The organism is Pedobacter agri (assembly GCF_032678665.1).
Classification (GTDB): Bacteria; Bacteroidota; Bacteroidia; order Sphingobacteriales; family Sphingobacteriaceae; genus Pedobacter; species Pedobacter agri_A.
Genome location: NZ_JAVTSH010000004.1, coordinates 145615 through 164297, shown reverse-complemented (window position 1 = coordinate 164297; position 18683 = coordinate 145615). Strand labels below are relative to the sequence as shown.

The window sequence follows — 18683 nt, the reverse complement described above, 5'->3', positions numbered from 1 at the left end:
TTCCAAAAACTATAAAAATCCGTCAGAACGCTTAAAATATGCCAAATTTAAAAGCTCAGTATTTTAACCTAAAAAATTTATTGGTGATCGTCACTTCACTCCTATTTGTGGGCTGTGCAAGTATGCAAACGCCTCAGGGCGGACCAAAAGATACGACGCCACCAAAAATTTTGAGCATGACGCCGAAAAATCAAACCCGTAATTTTAACGCTAAGAAAATTACGATAGAATTTGACGAATATTTTAAACTGGTAGATGAATCAAAAGAATTTAGTATTTCTCCAGAACAAGAGCGAGCACCAATTTTAAAAGTCAGGTCGAAACGCCTGGAAATTGAACTTCAGGATTCCCTGGAAAAAAATACAACCTATACGCTAAATTTCGGTAAGGCCGTGGCAGACATTAATGAAAGTAATGTTGTTAAAAATCTTTCGTACGTATTTTCAACAGGTAACCAAATCGATTCTTTATCGATAAGTGGAAATGTTAAAAGTTCACTTAATGACGAAGCTGAAAAAGATGTTACGGTACTTATTTTTCCAATTGAACGTGATACACTTTTCGGAAAAAAACGTCCATCAATCTACACTTTAACAGATAGCTCTGGAAATTACAGGTTAAATAACCTTCGTGCGGGCTCGTACAAAATTTATGCAATCAAAGAAAGTAGTGGTGGAGGTGATAAAATCTATCAGCAGGTATCAGATGAGGTTGGTTTTTTAAAGGATCCTATCAAAGTAGACAAGAATCTGGAGAATGTTAATCTACAGGTTTTTAAGGAAGTTGCTTCGGATTTTAGGGTCCTTGATCGTAAATTGGCGAATGACGGCATCATCACAATAATATCCAATCAACAACTTAAAAATCCTAAAATTACGGTAACTGATCCTCCTAAAGTTGATGTAGGTAAGTATGTACATTTTAGCAAAACGAATGATACGGCGAAAGTATGGCTAACAGACTTTGGATTTGACTCCGTTAAAGTTGCCATCCAGTCTGATGGAAAGGTTTTACAAACCCTGAATTTTAACCGAAGCAAGAAGGATACTTACGTACGTGATGTTACCATCACAGATAATGCAGGAAGCGGAAAATTGAATCCTTTTCAAACCTATACGTTAACATTCCCCTTCCCTATTACCTCAGCAGATGCATCGAAAATCACATTGCTGGAAGATTCAGTTAAGAGAACAACGTTCCAACTTGTAAAAGACAGCACTGATTTTTTAAAGTATTATTTACGATATCCCTGGAAGCAAAAAAGAACCTACGACATTAAGTTTGCTGCTGGTACTTTTACCGCCATATTTAACGCCAAAAACAAAGAAATAAACAAAACTTTCAAACTTGAAACTACTGATAGTTACACCACGCTGGTGTATAATGTAACGGTACCAGATTCAAGTAAAAATTACATTGTCCAATTTCTATCTGAGAAAAAAGATATCATAAAATCATTTCCCATTAAAGGTAATACGAAATTACGATTTGCTAACTATCCTGCCGGAAAATATATGATCCGGGTGATATATGATGAGAACAGGAATGAAATTTGGGATACCGGAAATGTTAAGTTGGGTACTCAACCAGAAAAAGTATGGTACTTAAAGGCATTATTAGATCTTAAACCAAACTGGGAACGCGAAGATCCATTAGCGATACCTCCGCCTCCAAAGGAATAATTATGGGTTGGTAAACCAACCTGAATACATGATGTAATTATCTGGTAACTTATTTAATAAAGCCCTTTGCTCATCGGTAATGGGCTTTATCTTTTTTGCAGGTGTTCCGGCATAAAGAAATCCAGTTTCGCATATTGTGTTTTCTAACACTACAGCACCGGCCGCTATAATACAGTATTCCTCAACAACCGCATGATCCATTACAATAGCGCCCATACCAATCAAAACATTATCCTTGACAGTGCAACCGTGTACAATAGCATTATGCCCAACCGAAACCCGATTACCAATGTGTGTAGATGCCTTTAAATAAGTAGCATGAATAACAGCACCATCTTGTATGTTTGACTCATTTCCAATCGTAATTGCGTTTACATCGCCTCTAATTACCGCATTAAACCATACCGAACAGTTATTGCCTAATACCACATCGCCTACAATGGTAGCATTTTCTGCAATGAAATTATCTTGTCCTATCTGAGGAAATTTATCTTTAACTGGAAGAATTAGGGGCATATTTTAGTTATTTGTTTTTTAGTTTTCTTGGTTGTTCTATTGGTAAATATTTGGTTCGTGATTCTAAAAAACTAACAAACCATAAACCAACGAACTAGAATACTGTATCAATTAATTCTTCTGCATGTTTAGGGTAATCAGTAGTAAAATGTAAACCCCTACTTTCTTTACGCTGCATAGCCGATTTAATGACTAAATAGGCGGTTTGTATTACATTTCTAAGTTCACAAAGTTTAACAGAAACTTTATTCTTTTTATAGAATTCTTCCGTTTCCTGATAGATCAAAAATAAGCGCCTGTGTGCCCGATCTAAACGAAAATCAGACCTCACTATACCAACATAATCACCCATAACTTTTTGAAGTTCTCTTAAATTATGTGTGACAAGAATATCTTCATCACTTTGTGTTACCCCTTTCGAGTCCCATTCTGGTATGTTATCCGGAATGATATTATTTTTGAAATTCTCAATCGCATCCTGATAGATCCGATGGGCAAAAACAGTGGCTTCCAATAATGAATTAGATGCTAAACGGTTAGCCCCATGCAAACCCGTAGATGAACATTCGCCGCATGCGTAAAGGTTTTTTATAGATGATCTACCGTATTCATCAACCATAATACCGCCACACATATAATGAGAAGCTGGGGTTACTGGTATATAATCCTTAGTCATATCAATACCAATGGATAAACATTTTGCGTAGATGTTAGGGAAATGCTTTAAAATATCGGCTTTCTTACGCATGGTAATGTCGAGATAAACAAAATCATCACCAGATTTTTTCATCTCATTATCTACAGCTCGGGCTACAATATCACGAGGTGCCAACGACTTGCGCTCGTCATATTCATGCATAAATTCTTCTCCATTTTTACGACGAAGAACGCCACCAAAACCTCTCACAGCTTCCGAAATTAAGAACGAAGGATACTCTCCAGGATGATATAAAGCAGTTGGATGGAACTGAATAAACTCCATATTCCTTACTTTTCCCTTCGCACGATAAACCATCGCCATTCCATCTCCGGTAGCAATTACAGGATTTGTTGTGGCAGAATACACATGTCCGGCACCACCAGATGCCATCACCGTTACGTTTGCCACAATCTTTTCCACATCGTTAAGCTCTGTGTTAAAGGCATATATCCCATAACAGTTGATATCTTCGGTACGTTTATCCACAAACTCACCCAGGTGATGTTGCGTAATTAACTCGAGTGCGAAGTAATGTGTTAATATCTCTATGTTCGGATTTTCGTGAATTTCCTTTAAAAGTACACGCTCAATCTCGTATCCAGTGATGTCTTTATAGTGCAAAACTCGGTGTTCGGAGTGGCCACCTTCCTTTGCCAAATCATAAAAACCCGAGTTGTCTTTATCGAAATTTATACCATAGTCGATGATCTCCTGAATACGCTGAGGTCCCTCTTTCACAACGATTTCCACAATTTTTTCATCGCATAATCCATCGCCGGCAATGAGTGTATCCTGAATATGTTTCTCAAAAGAATCGTCTTTATCCACAACAACAGCAACACCGCCTTGTGCGTATTTTGTATTCGATTCATCTTCATTTGACTTCGTAACGATTAAAACCTTGCCAAACTTGGCTGCCTTTAATGCAAAACTCAAACCCGCTATACCTGAACCTATTACCAGAAAATCTACTTTTCTCATCTAAAAAACATTTACTTTATCAACGCTGTTGATAACTATAGAACAACTGTTAGCTTTATGTAGAAATAAGGCTAACAAATAAATTTGAATGTTTAAAGCTACTCTAAAAAGACAATTTGCCACAATCTTTTACCCAATTTTTAAGCACATTTGTACAAGTAATTAACTTTTCACACACTTATAAACAATTAACATTCCAATATTGATAAAATTTAACTCACTTTTCGATAGTGCTGAAAATCAATCTTATCATATTATAAAAATGTAATCCAAATGTTAGTAAACGATTAACAACTTAGATTAAAGAACTTTTTTTCGAAACTTGCCAACAATACTAACACACTAATAAACAAACAAGATTTATTTATTTAAAATAACTTATTAATTATTGAGACGTGGAAAGCTTTATCTTTGGCCAACGTCAAAATTCAAAAAAGGAAAATTTAAAAATGAACATAGATGTATTAGAAGAAATCAATAAAAAAGGTTTCGTAGATGAAGAGATAGATCCAACATTAGATCTGTTTGATGAGATTGAAAAACTAAAAAAAGAAAAAAATGCGATCATATTGGCGCATTATTATCAAGAACCTGATATTCAGGATATTGCTGATTATATTGGCGACAGTTTAGGTTTATCGCAAGAGGCTGCAAAAACTGATGCTGAAGTAATTGTATTTGCTGGTGTGCATTTTATGGCAGAAACAGCAAAGATTTTATCCCCTTCAAAAAAGGTTTTATTACCTGATGTAAAAGCAGGTTGTTCGCTGGCTGATAGTTGCCCGCCTCATTTGTTCAAAAAATTCAAAGAAAAATATCCAGATCATTTGGTAATCACTTATGTGAATTGCACAGCTGAACTGAAGGCTTTAAGTGATATCGTTTGTACCTCAACAAATGCCGTACAAATTGTGGAGAGTTTACCAAAAGATCAGAAAATAATTTTCGGTCCGGATAGAAATTTAGGTGCCTGGGTGGCAAAAAAAACAGGCAGAGATTTGGTTCTGTGGAACGGGGCCTGTATGGTACATGAGATTTTTTCTAAAGAGAAAATTACCAAATTGAAAGAACGCCATCCTAATGCGAAGTTTATCGCTCACCCTGAATGCGAAGAAGCTGTACTTCAAATGGCTGATTATATCGGCTCTACAACTGGTTTATTGAAATATTCTATCTCCAATCCTGCTACAGAATTTATTGTAGCCACTGAAAGTGGAATTATTCACCAAATGGAGAAAGCCTGTCCGGATAAAACTTTTATTCCGGCGCCGCCAAATAACAGCTGCGCTTGTAACGATTGTCCGTATATGAAGCGAAATACTTTAGAAAAACTATATTTATGTCTTAAAAATGGTTTGCCTGAAGTAACTGTTCCTGAGCATATTATAGAGCAGGCTCGTAAACCCATTCAAAGAATGCTTGATATTTCAGCAGAATTAGGACTGTAACCAACAAAAATTAACGTGCTTAAAAAAATATTTTTTCTCTCCATTATTGCGCTATGTTTTGCCTGTAAATCAGTCGATAAAGTGAGTAAGTACAATGCCTCAATCACAACTGATAAACATTCAGTTGCCGATTTAAAAAAGGATGTTGACTTTACTTATACGCTGCTTAAATATAGTCACCCGGGTTTGTACTGGTACATCTCTAAACAAAAATTAGATTACAAATTCGACAGTTTAAAAAATTCGATTGTAGAACCTTTAACCAGTGTACAGTTTTATAAAAGATTGACGCCAGTTGTAGCTGCAATAAAGTGTGGGCATACTTCAGTAAAATTTCCCGCCATTCAATACAAAAAAGAGGAAATTAAAGATTTAAGCAAAAAAACCTTTCCTTTAAATCAGTTTACCTACAGCGTTAACGGCGATAAATTGTTTGTATTAGAGAGCAAAAGTGAAAGTAAATCCATCAAGCCGGGAACAGAAATTGTGGAAATTGAAGGTATTAAAACACAAGCTATCTTAAATGACTTTTATAAGTTAATCAGTTCTGATGGATACAATACCACCCATAATAGCAGATCCCTGGAAAGAAATTTTGCCCAATATTTTAAAATTTATTATCAAATAAAAGACAGTGTAAATTTTAAATTCAGAACAGAGAAAGACAGTTTAGGGGAAACCTATATTACCACATTAAAAAAGAGTAAAGCAGATACTTCAAAAAATCAGATTAAGTCTAAGCAAGCCAGAAATCCAAAATATGTAGGCCAATATAAGGATGGAAAGGCACAAATGGATTTCAGATTTTTGGATGAAAAAAGTAATTATGGTTATTTAAAAATCCAGAGTTTCTCAATTGTTGGTGCTGATTATGGTCGTTTTTACAAACAAGTATTTGATAGTATTGCAAAAGTAGGCACAGGACATTTGGTGATTGATTTACGTGGAAATGGCGGAGGATCACTGGAACATAGCAGAAACTTGTTCTCCTATTTAACAGATAAGGATTTTGTTTATTTGCAAAAATCGTTAACCAATGGTCAATACGATTATCGGAAATATGGAAATAAGTGGCAAAGGTTTATGTATTTTATCAACGGAAATAATGATAGAGATTATGTAAGGCAGGATAAAAACGGCAATCTTTATTCTTTTATGAAAGGAATTTATCCGCTTCCGGCAAATCCTAAAAATTTCAAAGGCAAACTTTATGTTTTAATTGATGGATATACTTTTTCTGCAGCTTCTTTACTCAGTGCAAATTTAAAAGGAATTAATAGGGCAACATTTATTGGAGAAGAAACTGGTGGTGGTTTTAACCAGTGTGTAGCCGGAAATTTACCAGTAGTTAAGCTAAAAAATTCAAAATTAGCTATACGATTTGGCTTATACAAAATGTCGCCCAATGCTAAAAGCGATGTTGTTGGTAGAGGAATTTTTCCAGATGTAGAAATCACATCATCTTTAAACGATAAAATTACGGGTTGCGATAGAGAAATTGATTGGATTTTGAATAATGGAAAAAGCTAAAATTTAAGGCAATGAAAAACAGCATTCTTAAAAATTATTCGGGCTTACTTTGGCTATTGGCAGGAATTACTGTTGGTAGCATTGTGGGTTTAATTTTTGGGAAACGTGTGGAGAGTATCAAGCCATTAGGTGATATTTTTCTGAATTTACTGTTTACAGCGGTAATTCCATTAGTATTCTTTGCAGTTTCTTCTGCTATTGCCAATATCGATCGATCGAAAAAATTAGGAAAACTGTTAACGATAATGGTTTTGGTTTTTCTGTCTACTGTATTAATTTCAGCGGTATTAACCCTGGTTGCTACCTGGCTTTTCCCTATTCATCAAGCGCTTGGAAATAATCCTATTCCTACAGAAACTGAAAAAATTCAATCATTTGGAGAACAAATGACGCAACTTTTAACAGTTGGCGAATTTTTTGAAATTGGGAGTAGAAAGAATATGCTGGCGCTGATTATTTTCTCGGTTTTGGTCGGCTTCTCTACTTTATATTCAAATAAAGAAGGAGATGGATTTAAGAATTTTTTGGTTTCGGGTAATGAGGTAATGAAAAAGCTCATCATCTTAATTATGAAACTTGGTCCGATTGGTTTAGGTGCTTATTTTGCTTACCAGGTAGGCGTTTTTGGTCCGCAATTGTTTGGAACCTACGCTAAAGCTTTAGGCTTATATTATGGGGTTGGGGCATTCTATTTCGTTGTATTTTTTACCTTATATGCCTTTATAGCCGGTGGCTTCAAAGCCATCAAAATATTCTGGAAGAATAATATTGTTCCGTCTTTAACATCGATAGGAACCTGTAGTAGCATTGCAACCATTCCTGCAAATTTAGAAGGAACCTTAAAAATGGGCGTTCCGGCCTACATTACCAATGTAACCATTCCATTAGGATCTACTTTACATAAAGATGGCTCCAGTATCAGTTCGATTATTAAGATAGCGGTTGTATTTGCTATTTTTGGAAAAGATTTAGTGCATGTTGATACGCTAATTCTGGCTTTAGGGATAACCGTTTTAGTGAGCATTGTGGAAGGCGGAATACCGAATGGAGGGTATATTGGAGAGTTATTAATGATATCTGCATATCAGTTACCACCAGAAGCATTACCACCAGCTATGATTATTGGTACATTGGTTGATCCCATGGCGACGCTTTTAAATGCCACTGGCGATAATGTTGCGGCGATGTTGATTGCCCGTTTTACTGAAGGCAAAAATTGGATGGAAAATAAAGAATTAATGAAATCGTCACCCTGAATTTCTTTCAGGGTCTTAATGGTAAAAGATGCTCATCCCGAACATTCGGAACAGCATGACGAGTTTTTATAAAAAAAATCGGGGCTTCGCCCCATTATTGCAAAAGGAAATAAGCATATGTTTGAAAATAAAGAGCGTACAAATATTAATGAGTTAGGTGAATTTGGATTGATCAAACACCTGACGTCAAATTTTAAAATCAGAAATGATTACTCGGTAAAAGGTGTTGGAGATGATGCAGCTGTTTTGGATGCAAAAGGTAAACAAACGTTAATTTCAACCGATTTACTTTTAGAAGGTATTCATTTCGATTTGGCTTATGTACCATTAATGCATTTGGGTTATAAAGCTGTTCAGGTTAATCTAAGCGATATTTATGCCATGAATGGTAAAGCCAGTCAGATTACGGTTTCATTGGGCCTCTCCAGCAAATTTCCGTTAGAAGCTGTTGAAGAGATTTACAAAGGAATTGAATTGGCATGTAATAAATTTAACATCGATTTAATTGGTGGCGATACTTCATCCAGCAAACAAGGTTTAGTAATAAGCATCACCAGTATTGGTTATGCTGATGCAGATAAAGTAACTTACAGAAGTGGTGCGCAAGAACATGATTTACTTTGTGTTTCCGGCGATTTAGGTGGTGCCTATGTTGGTTTACAGATTTTAGAGCGAGAGAAACTCATTTATTTGGAGAATCCACAAATCCAGCCGGATTTAGAAGGTAAAGATTATATCATTGAAAGGCAATTAAAGCCAGAAGCACGTATGGATATTGTGGCACTTCTGGAAGAAATGGATATTAAACCTACCTCAATGATTGATGTTTCTGATGGTTTAGCTTCTGAAATTTTACATTTGGCCGAACAGTCAGACAAAGGGATTACGATTTATGAAGAAAAAATTCCCTTAGATCCGATGACTTACGAGACCGCCCGTGAACTGGGAATAGACCCAACGGTTTGTGCTTTAAGTGGTGGTGAAGATTACGAATTATTGTTTACCATTAGCCAGGAAGATTATAAAAAGCTAAAACACGATGTTGACATTACCGTAATTGGCCATGTAACCGATAAAAATTCGGGCTGCAAAATGGTTTCCAAATCAAATAATGTTCATGAATTGAAAGCCCAGGGTTGGAATGCTTTTAATAAGTAGATATTAGTGTATGCGTCATTGCGAGGTACGAAGCAATCTTAATGCCTGGGTATTATAATCCATCGTTGTGGGATTGCTTCATGCCTCGCAATGACGAATTTCTACTTCTGCTATCGATAGGTGTCCTCACTAACTGATCATGTTCTATTCGCCATCCAAATACTTCATGTCGATTTGCTTTGTAGCCTTGGCTCCTAACCTTTTAATTTTTTCCGAAGTATTGGTCAGATTTCCAGAACCAACTGATAGTTTATTTAGGGCTTTATCGTAAGCATCCTGACCGTTTTTAATGTGCTTGCCGATGTTTTCCATATCGGCCACAAAACCCACAAATTTATCGTACATCGCACCGCTTAAACGGGCAATTTCCATTACATTCCGATTTTGCCTTTCCTGTTTCCACATGCTTGCAATGGTGCGTAATGTTGCTAACAAAGTTGATGGACTTACAATGACTACCCGCCTGTCCCATGCAAAATTGAATAGTTCAGCATCTTTCTGTACGGCGATACTGAATGAAGATTCTATCGGAACAAATAGCAAAACAAAATCTGGAGAATTAATTTTATACAAATCCTGATAGTTTTTGGAAGAAAGTTCCTGGATATGATTTTTAATAGAAGCCAAATGCGCTTTTACGTAGCCTTCACGCTCTTCTTCCGTCTCTGCAGATACAGATCGCTCATACGCTACCAAACTTACCTTAGCATCAACAACGAGGTGTTTGTCATCTGGCAAATCAATCACCACATCGGGCTGGTAACGTCCGCCTTCGGCGGATGTATGCGAAGCCTGAATGCGATACTCCTGATCTTTAACCAGGCCAGAACGTTCTAAAACCTTTTCTAAAATCACTTCGCCCCAATTTCCCTGACGTTTATTATCGCCTTTTAAAGCTTTGGTTAAGTTGTTAGCGTCTTCCTGAATCATTTTACTCTGGATTTGTAATTCAGAGATCACGCCTTTTAATATATTGCGTTCATCGGACTCTGCCTTGTAAACCTTTTCTACTTTATCTTCAAAAGCTTTAATGTTTTCCTTTAATGGATTCAGAATAATATCGAGGTTGGTTCTATTCTGTTCGATAAATTTCGATGATTTTTCTTCCAGTATTTTATTGGCGATCAGTTCAAAATCTTTATTAAGTTTCTCTTGAGATTGTTCGTAGCTTAGTTTTTGTTCGGCGAGTTTTTCCTTTTCGGCCAGGTAAAAAGATCGCGTACTTTCCAATTCGCGGTTAGCGTCAGCCAAACGATCGCGTTCAGCCTGCAGCTCATCGATTAAACGCTGCTGTTCTTGTTTTAACAAAATGGTGATATGTTCTTTTTCTGTGCTGAGATTTGAAACGCGTTCATCTGCTTTAGCCAATGCTATCTTTAAGGCATCGTTATCTGCTTTAATCCTCTCAAATTCATCAATAGAGATAATATTTATGGCAGTCTGCGGTTTTTTGAAGAATAAGAGTACTAAAACCAGTAGTATTATAACGAGAAGGCCAATTGCGGCAATTTCCATAATGATAAAAATTTTAGTAAAAATCGATATTTAAAACAGCTTTACCAAAATATTTTGCTATGATTGATTTAAGCATGACAACAGATCGTTGGATTTTTGATTTGTATACGATCTACATTAATTTAGTTTTAGCAGTATAAAAGGTTAATAAATATTATACGCTGATTAAATTTCTGCCGATGAATTTCTTATCATTGGGTATAAATTATCATCAATGAACGAATTAACCATTCTCATTTCCTGTCCAGATCAAGTCGGGCTTGTGACCAACATTACCAGCGTATTAGCAGCTCATCAGCTAAATATCATTGCCATGCGAGAATTTGTTGATGAAGCAAACAAAGCATTTTTTACCCGCATTGCCTGTACAGGTAATTTGGAGAATAAATTCCATCTGGAGCAAAAACTTTTAGAATCGTTACCGCCCGAGGCAGAGGTGAATGTAATTGACCAGCAAGAAAAACAAATTGCGGTTTTGGTTACTAAAGAATACCATTGCCTGGCTGAAATTTTGATTAAGAACCAATTTAAAACGCTTGGTGCGAATGTTAAATGCGTAATTGGCAACTATGAATCGCTTCGTGATTTTACTGAAAAACTGGGCATTCCTTATTTTTATGTTGATCATAATGGCAAGGATAAAACTCAATTTGAAAGAGAAATTAAGGATATATTAAATCAATTTGATTTAGATTACCTGGTGCTGGCCAAATTTATGCGCATTCTATCGGCAGAATTTGTTAAAGATTATGAAGGAAAGGTAATTAATATCCATCATTCATTCTTGCCCGCATTTATTGGTGCAAATCCTTACCGCCAGGCATTTGAACGGGGCGTGAAAATCATTGGTGCAACTGCTCATTTTGTTACAGATCATTTAGATGAAGGGCCTATTATTACCCAACACACCACACATATTGATCACAATTTTGGTGTGAAAGAAATGGTTAGAGCGGGAAAAGAAATTGAAAAAAAAGTGCTTTTAGAAGCATTGGAGTTAATTTTTGAAAATCGGGTTTTTGTAAGTGGAAATAAAACTGTTATCTTTAAATAACACACAAATCCCCTTTTATGAAACTGCTATTTTGCCTTCTTGTGCTCTGCTCAATTGGAGTAAAGGCCCAAACTGACCTAAAATTTGATAAACTTTTAATCGATTGTGAAGATAAGTGGGTTGCGGTAAAGGCTGAAGATTCTGTTCATTACTATTTCGGATTTATTTATCTCGATAATTCTGCAGGCTTGACGTTTAACCTGGAAGGTACGTTTAGAATTGACAGCTTGTCTAAATATATTTCAAGGAAAAATCAAAATAGAAAGTTAAGGTTGGTACCCAATAAAGTTGTGGTGGCTGAAATCCCGGCCAATCGGCTAGCGGAGTTGAAAGTCGAAGCCAAACCAGCGTGGCTCAGCCGATTCCGGACAGATGATCAAAATGCAGATCGCTTATTTAGGTGGGGTAGCACGTACAATAGGTGGGGCGATGCCAAAAAAGCGCTTAAGTTTTTAAAACAAGCCCGAAGCAAAGACCGTAACTATCCGGGCTTAGACCGGGAGTTCTTTTGGGCCTACAATGGTCAGAAACAAGAAGTACTGGCCAATTTATATTTAGGAGAAGCATTGGCTGATGTTTCTGAGGGAAGGCAAACCAACTGTGAATTGTATAAATCGCTTGTATTTAAGCAAACCAATTCAAACCAGCTAAAACAGGCAGAAGAGATGTATCATTACGCCATTAAAGAGTGTATCGATGAAACTGCAAAAGCAGATATGGCTTTTAATATTGCCTTTCAGTATTATAAGTTAATGAACAAAGAAAAGCTAAAACAATGGGAAAATGAGGTTACCCGCTGGATTGTACCAAATGAAAGTTATGCAGAGAAAGTTAAGAAAATGAGCACTGCCCTTAATTAAAGTCCGGATTTAATTACCAATTCTGCCACATCTTCTCCGGTTTGCGAACCTATTGCTATGCCCATGCCATTGCATCGGGTGGCGCAGAAAATATTTTGCTCCACCTCAGCAATTAATGGTTCTAACGACTTCCCAAAAGCCATAATTCCGCTCCATCTTAAATCGATCTCAAATTTTTGGTTTGGCAAAATCACAGTTTTAAGCAAATTTTCTAAAGCCGACTGAACAGGAATAGTCTGGCCAAACGCGGTGGTTTCTTCTGCTTCAAAATTGATATTTCTTCCCCCACCTAATAGCATTCGGTCATTGATATTCCTAAAATAATAATAGCCCCTATCGTAATGGAAAGTACCTGCGGCTTTTAGGTTTTTAATAGGTTTTGTGATGATAACCTGACCTCTTCCCGGTTCGATATCAATAGATGGAATTAGTTTCCTGATGTAAGCGTTTGTTGCTAAAATTAACTTTTTGCAGGTAAACTGACCTTGATTGGTGGATAAAGTAATTCTGTTAGATTGGTTTATATGATTTATAGAGCAGTTGTTCAAGATAGTAACTCCTATTGATTGTGCATATCTGATCAATGCAAACATCATCTTTCCGGTATCAATCTGTGCCTCATATTGATTGGAAATCATGTGATCAATTCCTTCAAAGCCAAACAAATCAATTTTATCATTACTTAAAGAAAATGCATCTTCTCCTACAATATTTTTAATCAGATAATTGAAATGTTCAATTTTCGATACACAACGATTAGCCAGATCAACATCCTCATTTTTAAATAATTCATAGCCACCTAATGGCTGATAATCAATAGCCTTATCGCCTAACAATTTACGGAGTTTGAGTAGCCCTCTCCAGCGCCTTTCAATGATGCGATATAGGCCATCAGGATTGGTATTTTTTTCCTGTTCAATCAGTTCAGAAACGCTGCCAAAGCAGGCAAAACCTGCATTTTTAGTGCTGGCGCCTGAAGGTAAAAAACCACTTTCCAGAATGGCAACATTCAAATTTGGAAAAGACTTTCTTAGGTGAATAGCGGCGTTTAAACCAACGATACCGCTGCCCACCACAATAACATCATAATTGAAAAAACTGCTTTTCTCCCAATAAGAAATATTATTATCCATGGTATAAATGTAAGATAAAATGAACACCAAATATTATGGGAACGCTTTTTGATATAAGTCAATTTGAAAAACATACAGAAAAGAAATGGGAGTTTATTTAGTCATAATCATCCCGGTATTATTGCTGAGCATGTTTGTGCAGTGGCGTTTTAGGAACAAGTTTTCTAGATATGCAGAAATGCAACTTAGTTCAGGTTTATCGGGCAAAGAGGTAGCAGAAAGAATGCTACATGATAACGGAATATACGATGTGAAAGTGATGAGTACCGAAGGACAATTGACCGATCATTACAATCCATCAGATAGAACCGTAAATTTAAGTACAGACGTTTATTACAGTCGTAGTGTAGCCGCTGCAGCAGTTGCCGCACATGAATGCGGGCATGCTGTACAACATGCAAAATCTTACTCGTGGCTCAACTTACGCAGTACAATGGTGCCTGTGGTTAGCATATCATCAAACCTATTACAATGGGTGTTGCTTTTAGGGGTAATGTTATTGGTTTTCTCTGTAACGCCAATTGTTTTGGCAATAGGTGTTGTAGGCTTAGCATTGGTTACCATCTTTAGCATCATCACATTACCGGTAGAGTTCGATGCCAGTAACAGGGCCCTGGCCTGGTTGAAAAACAATCCTGGAGTAATGCAAACACAGGAAGAAAATAGCCAGGCGAAGGATGCACTTTGGTGGGCGGCAATGACTTATGTGGTTGCTGCTGTAGGTGCATTAGCCAATTTACTTTATTATGCATCGATGCTTTTTGGACGAGGCAGAGATTAAAATTTTATCTATGAAAAACGAAAGCGGTTTAGGAAATTTCCAGACCGCTTTTTTGTTAATGGTCCTAAAATTTCCCACGGATTTTCGCTGAATTTTTTCAGAACCTGGATAATCAATTTAGATCAGCGTGTTTTATCTGCGGCAATCAGCGGGAAAAAAACTAATACGCAACGGCGTTTCTCGCAGATTTAAAAAGATCAGGATCGCAGATTTTCGCTGAATTTGTTCAGAACCGGCTTTTAAAACCTAACAAATCAATTTAGATCAGCGTGTTTTATCTGCGGCAATCAGCGAGAAAAAATTGAATAATATGCAACGGAATTTCCCGCAGATTTAAAACGATAAGGATCGCAGATTTTCGCTAATTTTGGTTTAAAAAAGACTTTTAGCCTGAACCTCAATCCTTTTAAATCTGCGTGTTTTATCTGCGGCAATCAGCGGGAAAAAAAACTAATACTCAGTGGTGTTTCCCGCAGATTTAAAACGATAAGGATCGAAGATTTTCGCTTAATTTTTTCAGAACCGGCTTTTAAAACCTAACAAATCTTTTAAATCTGCGTATTTTATCAGCGGCAATCAGCGGGAAAACTTAGCAATCAGTTGGAAACTATAAAAGAAAAGAGTTTAATTCAATTTGTAAGGTGCCACCAACTGAAACTCTGGAATATCTACATCAAACTCCGATTCATCCATCAAACGTTTCATTAGATACATTCCACGCATGCTACCCATATCAGTTTTTAAATTACATCCTGATACATAAACATGGGTTTCTCCTGGCTGGATAATAGGTTGAAGACCAACAACGCCCTCTCCTTCAACTTCTCTACGGCTGCTGTTAGAATCGAAAATAAACCATTGGCGACGCATCAACTGAACAGCATAGTCAGATAAATTTGAAATTTCTACACGATAAGCAAACATAAAATGTTCATTAACCGGATTGGAGTATTCTGGTTGGTAAACAGTTTCTACCGAAACTTTAACACCGTCTGTAATTGCTGTAACCATGGTCGTAACGAATGTAAAAAAATCAATTCAAAAATCAAGCCAGTACTTTTGTAGCGTCATAGTTGGCAAATTTCTCTGCCACTTCTTCCAAAATGCTGTAAATGTTGTTGATATCTGGCTCCGCTACCAGGCGCATGCGGTAAGGTTTGAAATCAGGTAAGCCTTTAAAATAATTGGCGTAATGCCTTCTCATTTCAAAAATTCCTGTTTTTGGGCCTTTCCATTCCAATGATTTATCCAAATGAGTGCGGCAAACATCAATTCTTTCTTCAATGGTTGGGCCGGGTAAATGTTCGCCGGTTTTAAAGAAATGTTTTACTTCACGAAAAATCCAGGGATAACCAATGGCAGCCCGGCCAATCATAATGCCATCAACCTCATATTCCATGCGCCAGTTTGCAGCCTTTTCAGGACTATCAACATCGCCGTTTCCGAAAATTGGAATCTTAATGCGGGGATTGCGTTTAATTTCACGAATTAAACTCCAATCTGCTTCGCCTTTGTATAACTGTGCCCTTGTTCTGCCGTGGATGGTCAAAGCCTGGATACCAACATCCTGCAAGCGCTCTGCCACTTCATAAACGTTTTTGCTATCATCATCCCAGCCTAATCGGGTTTTTACGGTAACCGGTAAATGAGAGGCTTTAACAACGGCTTCGGTCATTTTAACCATTTTATCAATATCACGAAGTAAGCTAGAGCCGGCACCTTTGCAAACCACATTTTTAACCGGACAGCCATAATTAATATCAACTAAATCAGGCCCTGCGGCTGATGCGATTTCAGAAGCCTCACGCATGTGCTCAATATCACCCCCAAAAATCTGGATGCCAATTGGTCTTTCATATTCGAAAATATCTAGTTTCTGCAGGCTTTTTGCCGCATCACGAATTAAGCCTTCCGATGAAATAAATTCCGTATACATTAAATCTGCCCCGTTTTGTTTACACACATAACGGAAAGGCGGATCACTTACATCCTCCATTGGCGCAAGCAATAATGGGAACTCGCCTAAATCTATATTTCCTATCTTTACAGACATTCTCTATCTTCAACAATTAATAAAAACATACAAAGGTACAAATAATGAATTTTGTAACACCTAACAAGGAGGAAATCAATCCTTTCTTACAATTACTTTTACTTTTATTTTACGCAGTAGCGGGTGCTTTTGTATTTGGTTTATTGGCAGTTGTAATTGTTTTAATGGTTTATGGCCTAGGCATGGTCAGTAATCTGGACTTGCTGATGTCCGGAGATCCGAAATACTTAAATGGACTGAAAATTATCCAGATACTCAGTTCAATAGGTACTTTTATACTACCGCCGTTCGCCCTGGCGTGGACAGAACGCAGAAAGGTAGATGTATTTTATAGCTTCCGTAAGCCTCAGTTTCTATTGATTGCTTTGGTTGTCATCATCATGATTGCGAGCATGCCGTTTATGGAATGGACGGTGCTGATTAATCAGAAAATGGTTCTGCCAAATTTTTTAAAAGGAGTTGAACAGTGGATGAAGGAAAAAGAGGAAGCTGCAATGAAGCTTACCATTGCGCTAATCACCGTTCGGAGTAACCTTGATTTTGTGGTTAACCTGATCATGATTGCCCTCCTGCCTGCTATTGGCGAAGAACTCATGTTCCGTGGAGGCGTTCAACGCTCATTAACCAAAGCATTTAATAGTCCACATTTAGCAATATGGTTAACAGCCATTATTTTCAGTGCCATCCATGTTCAGTTTTATGGCTTTATTCCCCGGATGCTTTTGGGCGCTGGTTTTGGTTATTTGTATTTTTATAGCGGAAGCCTTTGGTACGCCATGATTGCACACTTTATTAATAATGCTTATGCCGTTTGTGCGGCATTTTACATGCAAAAACACCACATGCCATTAGACAAGGCAGATGAACCAATTGGTTTTCCCTGGTATGGCTATTTAATTAGTGCAATAATTACCCTAGCTTTGTTTAAATTTTTTAAAGATAACGCAGAACGTGAGCGAAAACTGGATTAAAGTATATACTACAAGCAACACCTTCGCTGCTGAGGTGTTAAAGCAAGGATTAACGGAAGCCGGAATTCCTGCCGTAACCATTAATAAACAACTATCGGCTTATAACATTGGTGAGATAAATGTTTTGGTGAATAAATCAGATTTCGATAAAGCCATAGAATACATCGTTGAAAATGAAATTGAGTAAGGAGCACCGTTACCTTAAACCCTTCACCTTTTACCTCAAGCCTTAATGAAAACCAGAGCAATAACCGCTTTCTTTTTTACCATCGTAATGTTGGGCTCCATCTTTTTGGGGAGCTACACCTTTACCATATTTTACCTTATTTTAAGTGTATTATCACTGTTCGAATTTTATAAGCTCATTAAAAACTCTGGCATTCGTCCGCATAGGAACATCGGTTTGGCAGCAGGAGCCCTTATCTTTTTTATGGCAGCGGGCTTACACTATTTGCAATACGATGTTAAATACCTCTTGCTTTGTATTCCCTTAATCTTTTCTGTTTTCATCACCGAATTATATAAAAAGAATAAAATTCCCTTTGCCAATATTTCATACACATTTGTTGGCTTTGTTTACGTAACCATTCCTTTTTGCTTTTTTCATGCACTGGGATTTTTAAAGGATTGGCATGAATATAACTTCCATTTTCCATTAGCTTTTTTATTGATGCTTTGGGCAAATGATACAGGCGCTTACCTTTTTGGTGTAAAATATGGTAAACGTAAACTTTTCGAGCGTCATTCGCCGAAAAAGAGTTGGGAAGGTTTCTTTGGTGGCGTGTTTACTGCCGTTTTAGTGTCTTTCGGATTATCATTTTTATTTACAGAAAACCAGGCCTGGGTTTGGGCAGGAATGGCGGTTTTAATTGCTTGTTTCGGTACTTTAGGCGATCTAGTAGAATCGATGTTAAAACGCAGTTTAGATACCAAAGACAGCGGTGGTTTACTGCCCGGACATGGTGGCCTGCTCGATCGTTTTGATGGCTTATTATTAGCCGCTCCAGTAGTTTACGCCTATTTGTATTTGATTTTGTATTAGTTT

General features: G+C 37.0%; 17 protein-coding genes. 11 read left to right on the top strand and 6 right to left on the bottom strand.

Annotation, left to right across the window (positions count from 1 at the left end):
• Positions 1–38: 38 nt before the first annotated feature.
• Positions 39–1682, top strand: a complete 1644-nt coding sequence (locus R2Q70_RS10070) for an Ig-like domain-containing protein (RefSeq protein WP_316807473.1) — start codon at positions 39–41, stop codon at positions 1680–1682.
• Here R2Q70_RS10070 and R2Q70_RS10065 read toward each other — a convergent pair whose 3' ends face one another.
• Both R2Q70_RS10065 and nadB read right to left on the bottom strand, forming a co-directional pair.
• Positions 1683–2198 carry a gamma carbonic anhydrase family protein gene (locus R2Q70_RS10065; RefSeq protein ID WP_316807472.1) on the bottom strand — a complete coding sequence of 172 codons (516 nt, stop codon included), beginning with the start codon at positions 2196–2198 and terminating at the stop codon, positions 1683–1685.
• A 94-nt stretch (positions 2199–2292) separates the two neighbouring features.
• A complete protein-coding gene (gene nadB / locus R2Q70_RS10060) occupies positions 2293–3879 on the bottom strand; it encodes an L-aspartate oxidase (protein WP_316807471.1) in 1587 nt (528 codons plus the stop codon).
• Positions 3880–4286: 407 nt separating this feature from the next.
• Here nadB and nadA point away from each other — a divergent pair, with 407 nt between their 5' ends.
• From nadA to thiL, 4 genes are all read left to right on the top strand, one after another.
• Entirely contained in the window at positions 4287–5327 is a 1041-nt protein-coding gene (gene nadA, locus R2Q70_RS10055; RefSeq protein ID WP_256370019.1) for a quinolinate synthase NadA, read from the top strand.
• A gap of 15 nt (positions 5328–5342) precedes the next feature.
• Positions 5343–6857: a S41 family peptidase gene (locus R2Q70_RS10050; RefSeq protein ID WP_316807470.1), complete on the top strand. Its 1515-nt coding sequence runs from the start codon at positions 5343–5345 to the stop codon at positions 6855–6857.
• Between the two features lie 11 nt (positions 6858–6868).
• Positions 6869–8113 carry a dicarboxylate/amino acid:cation symporter gene (locus tag R2Q70_RS10045; protein ID WP_316807469.1) on the top strand — a complete coding sequence of 415 codons (1245 nt, stop codon included), beginning with the start codon at positions 6869–6871 and terminating at the stop codon, positions 8111–8113.
• Positions 8114–8230: 117 nt separating this feature from the next.
• The gene (thiL, locus tag R2Q70_RS10040; protein ID WP_316807468.1) at positions 8231–9271 is read left to right on the top strand and encodes a thiamine-phosphate kinase; all 1041 of its coding nucleotides are present in this window, start codon (positions 8231–8233) and stop codon (positions 9269–9271) included.
• A 144-nt stretch (positions 9272–9415) separates the two neighbouring features.
• Here thiL and R2Q70_RS10035 read toward each other — a convergent pair whose 3' ends face one another.
• Complete coding sequence (locus R2Q70_RS10035; protein ID WP_316807467.1) at positions 9416–10786, bottom strand: DNA recombination protein RmuC; 1371 nt, start codon at positions 10784–10786, stop codon at positions 9416–9418.
• Between the two features lie 214 nt (positions 10787–11000).
• On the opposite strand from R2Q70_RS10035, the gene purU reads away from it, so the two are divergent.
• Complete coding sequence (gene purU, locus R2Q70_RS10030) at positions 11001–11840, top strand: formyltetrahydrofolate deformylase (protein WP_316807466.1); 840 nt, start codon at positions 11001–11003, stop codon at positions 11838–11840.
• A 17-nt stretch (positions 11841–11857) separates the two neighbouring features.
• Positions 11858–12700 (top strand): hypothetical protein, encoded by an 843-nt coding sequence (locus R2Q70_RS10025; protein ID WP_316807465.1) that lies wholly within the window; start codon positions 11858–11860, stop codon positions 12698–12700.
• Here R2Q70_RS10025 and R2Q70_RS10020 read toward each other — a convergent pair.
• Entirely contained in the window at positions 12697–13833 is a 1137-nt protein-coding gene (locus R2Q70_RS10020; RefSeq protein WP_316807464.1) for an FAD-binding oxidoreductase, read from the bottom strand. The genes R2Q70_RS10025 and R2Q70_RS10020 overlap by 4 nt on opposite strands.
• An 85-nt stretch (positions 13834–13918) precedes the next feature.
• Between R2Q70_RS10020 and R2Q70_RS10015 the strand changes: the two genes are divergently transcribed.
• Positions 13919–14614 carry a zinc metallopeptidase gene (locus R2Q70_RS10015; RefSeq protein WP_010599360.1) on the top strand — a complete coding sequence of 232 codons (696 nt, stop codon included), beginning with the start codon at positions 13919–13921 and terminating at the stop codon, positions 14612–14614.
• A gap of 624 nt (positions 14615–15238) precedes the next feature.
• Here R2Q70_RS10015 and apaG read toward each other — a convergent pair.
• A complete protein-coding gene (apaG, locus tag R2Q70_RS10010) occupies positions 15239–15625 on the bottom strand; it encodes a Co2+/Mg2+ efflux protein ApaG (protein WP_029204051.1) in 387 nt (128 codons plus the stop codon).
• 34 nt (positions 15626–15659) lie between these two features.
• On the bottom strand, positions 15660–16667 hold the full coding sequence (gene dusB / locus R2Q70_RS10005) for a tRNA dihydrouridine synthase DusB (protein ID WP_010599362.1): 1008 nt from the start codon (positions 16665–16667) through the stop codon (positions 15660–15662).
• 44 nt (positions 16668–16711) lie between these two features.
• Here dusB and R2Q70_RS10000 point away from each other — a divergent pair, with 44 nt between their 5' ends.
• Genes R2Q70_RS10000 through R2Q70_RS09990 form a run of 3 tightly spaced genes read left to right on the top strand, consistent with a single transcriptional unit; the run spans position 16712 to position 18680 of the window.
• Positions 16712–17638 carry a CPBP family intramembrane glutamic endopeptidase gene (locus R2Q70_RS10000; RefSeq protein WP_316807463.1) on the top strand — a complete coding sequence of 309 codons (927 nt, stop codon included), beginning with the start codon at positions 16712–16714 and terminating at the stop codon, positions 17636–17638.
• Entirely contained in the window at positions 17619–17825 is a 207-nt protein-coding gene (locus R2Q70_RS09995; RefSeq protein ID WP_010599364.1) for a putative signal transducing protein, read from the top strand. The genes R2Q70_RS10000 and R2Q70_RS09995 overlap by 20 nt, the downstream gene beginning before the upstream one ends.
• 45 nt (positions 17826–17870) lie before the next feature.
• On the top strand, positions 17871–18680 hold the full coding sequence (locus R2Q70_RS09990; protein WP_316807462.1) for a phosphatidate cytidylyltransferase: 810 nt from the start codon (positions 17871–17873) through the stop codon (positions 18678–18680).
• The last annotated feature ends 3 nt before the right edge of the window (positions 18681–18683 follow it).

Coding starts and splice junctions, on each gene's coding strand:
- R2Q70_RS10070 (WP_316807473.1), top strand. CDS start 39: ATGCCAAATTTAAAAGCTCAGTATTTTAACCTAAAAAATTTATTGGTG.
- R2Q70_RS10065 (WP_316807472.1), bottom strand. CDS start 2,198: ATGCCCCTAATTCTTCCAGTTAAAGATAAATTTCCTCAGATAGGACAA.
- nadB (WP_316807471.1), bottom strand. CDS start 3,879: ATGAGAAAAGTAGATTTTCTGGTAATAGGTTCAGGTATAGCGGGTTTG.
- R2Q70_RS10045 (WP_316807469.1), top strand. CDS start 6,869: ATGAAAAACAGCATTCTTAAAAATTATTCGGGCTTACTTTGGCTATTG.
- thiL (WP_316807468.1), top strand. CDS start 8,231: ATGTTTGAAAATAAAGAGCGTACAAATATTAATGAGTTAGGTGAATTT.
- R2Q70_RS10035 (WP_316807467.1), bottom strand. CDS start 10,786: ATGGAAATTGCCGCAATTGGCCTTCTCGTTATAATACTACTGGTTTTA.
- purU (WP_316807466.1), top strand. CDS start 11,001: ATGAACGAATTAACCATTCTCATTTCCTGTCCAGATCAAGTCGGGCTT.
- R2Q70_RS10025 (WP_316807465.1), top strand. CDS start 11,858: ATGAAACTGCTATTTTGCCTTCTTGTGCTCTGCTCAATTGGAGTAAAG.
- R2Q70_RS10020 (WP_316807464.1), bottom strand. CDS start 13,833: ATGGATAATAATATTTCTTATTGGGAGAAAAGCAGTTTTTTCAATTAT.
- R2Q70_RS10015 (WP_010599360.1), top strand. CDS start 13,919: ATGGGAGTTTATTTAGTCATAATCATCCCGGTATTATTGCTGAGCATG.
- apaG (WP_029204051.1), bottom strand. CDS start 15,625: ATGGTTACAGCAATTACAGACGGTGTTAAAGTTTCGGTAGAAACTGTT.
- dusB (WP_010599362.1), bottom strand. CDS start 16,667: ATGTCTGTAAAGATAGGAAATATAGATTTAGGCGAGTTCCCATTATTG.
- R2Q70_RS10000 (WP_316807463.1), top strand. CDS start 16,712: ATGAATTTTGTAACACCTAACAAGGAGGAAATCAATCCTTTCTTACAA.
- R2Q70_RS09990 (WP_316807462.1), top strand. CDS start 17,871: ATGAAAACCAGAGCAATAACCGCTTTCTTTTTTACCATCGTAATGTTG.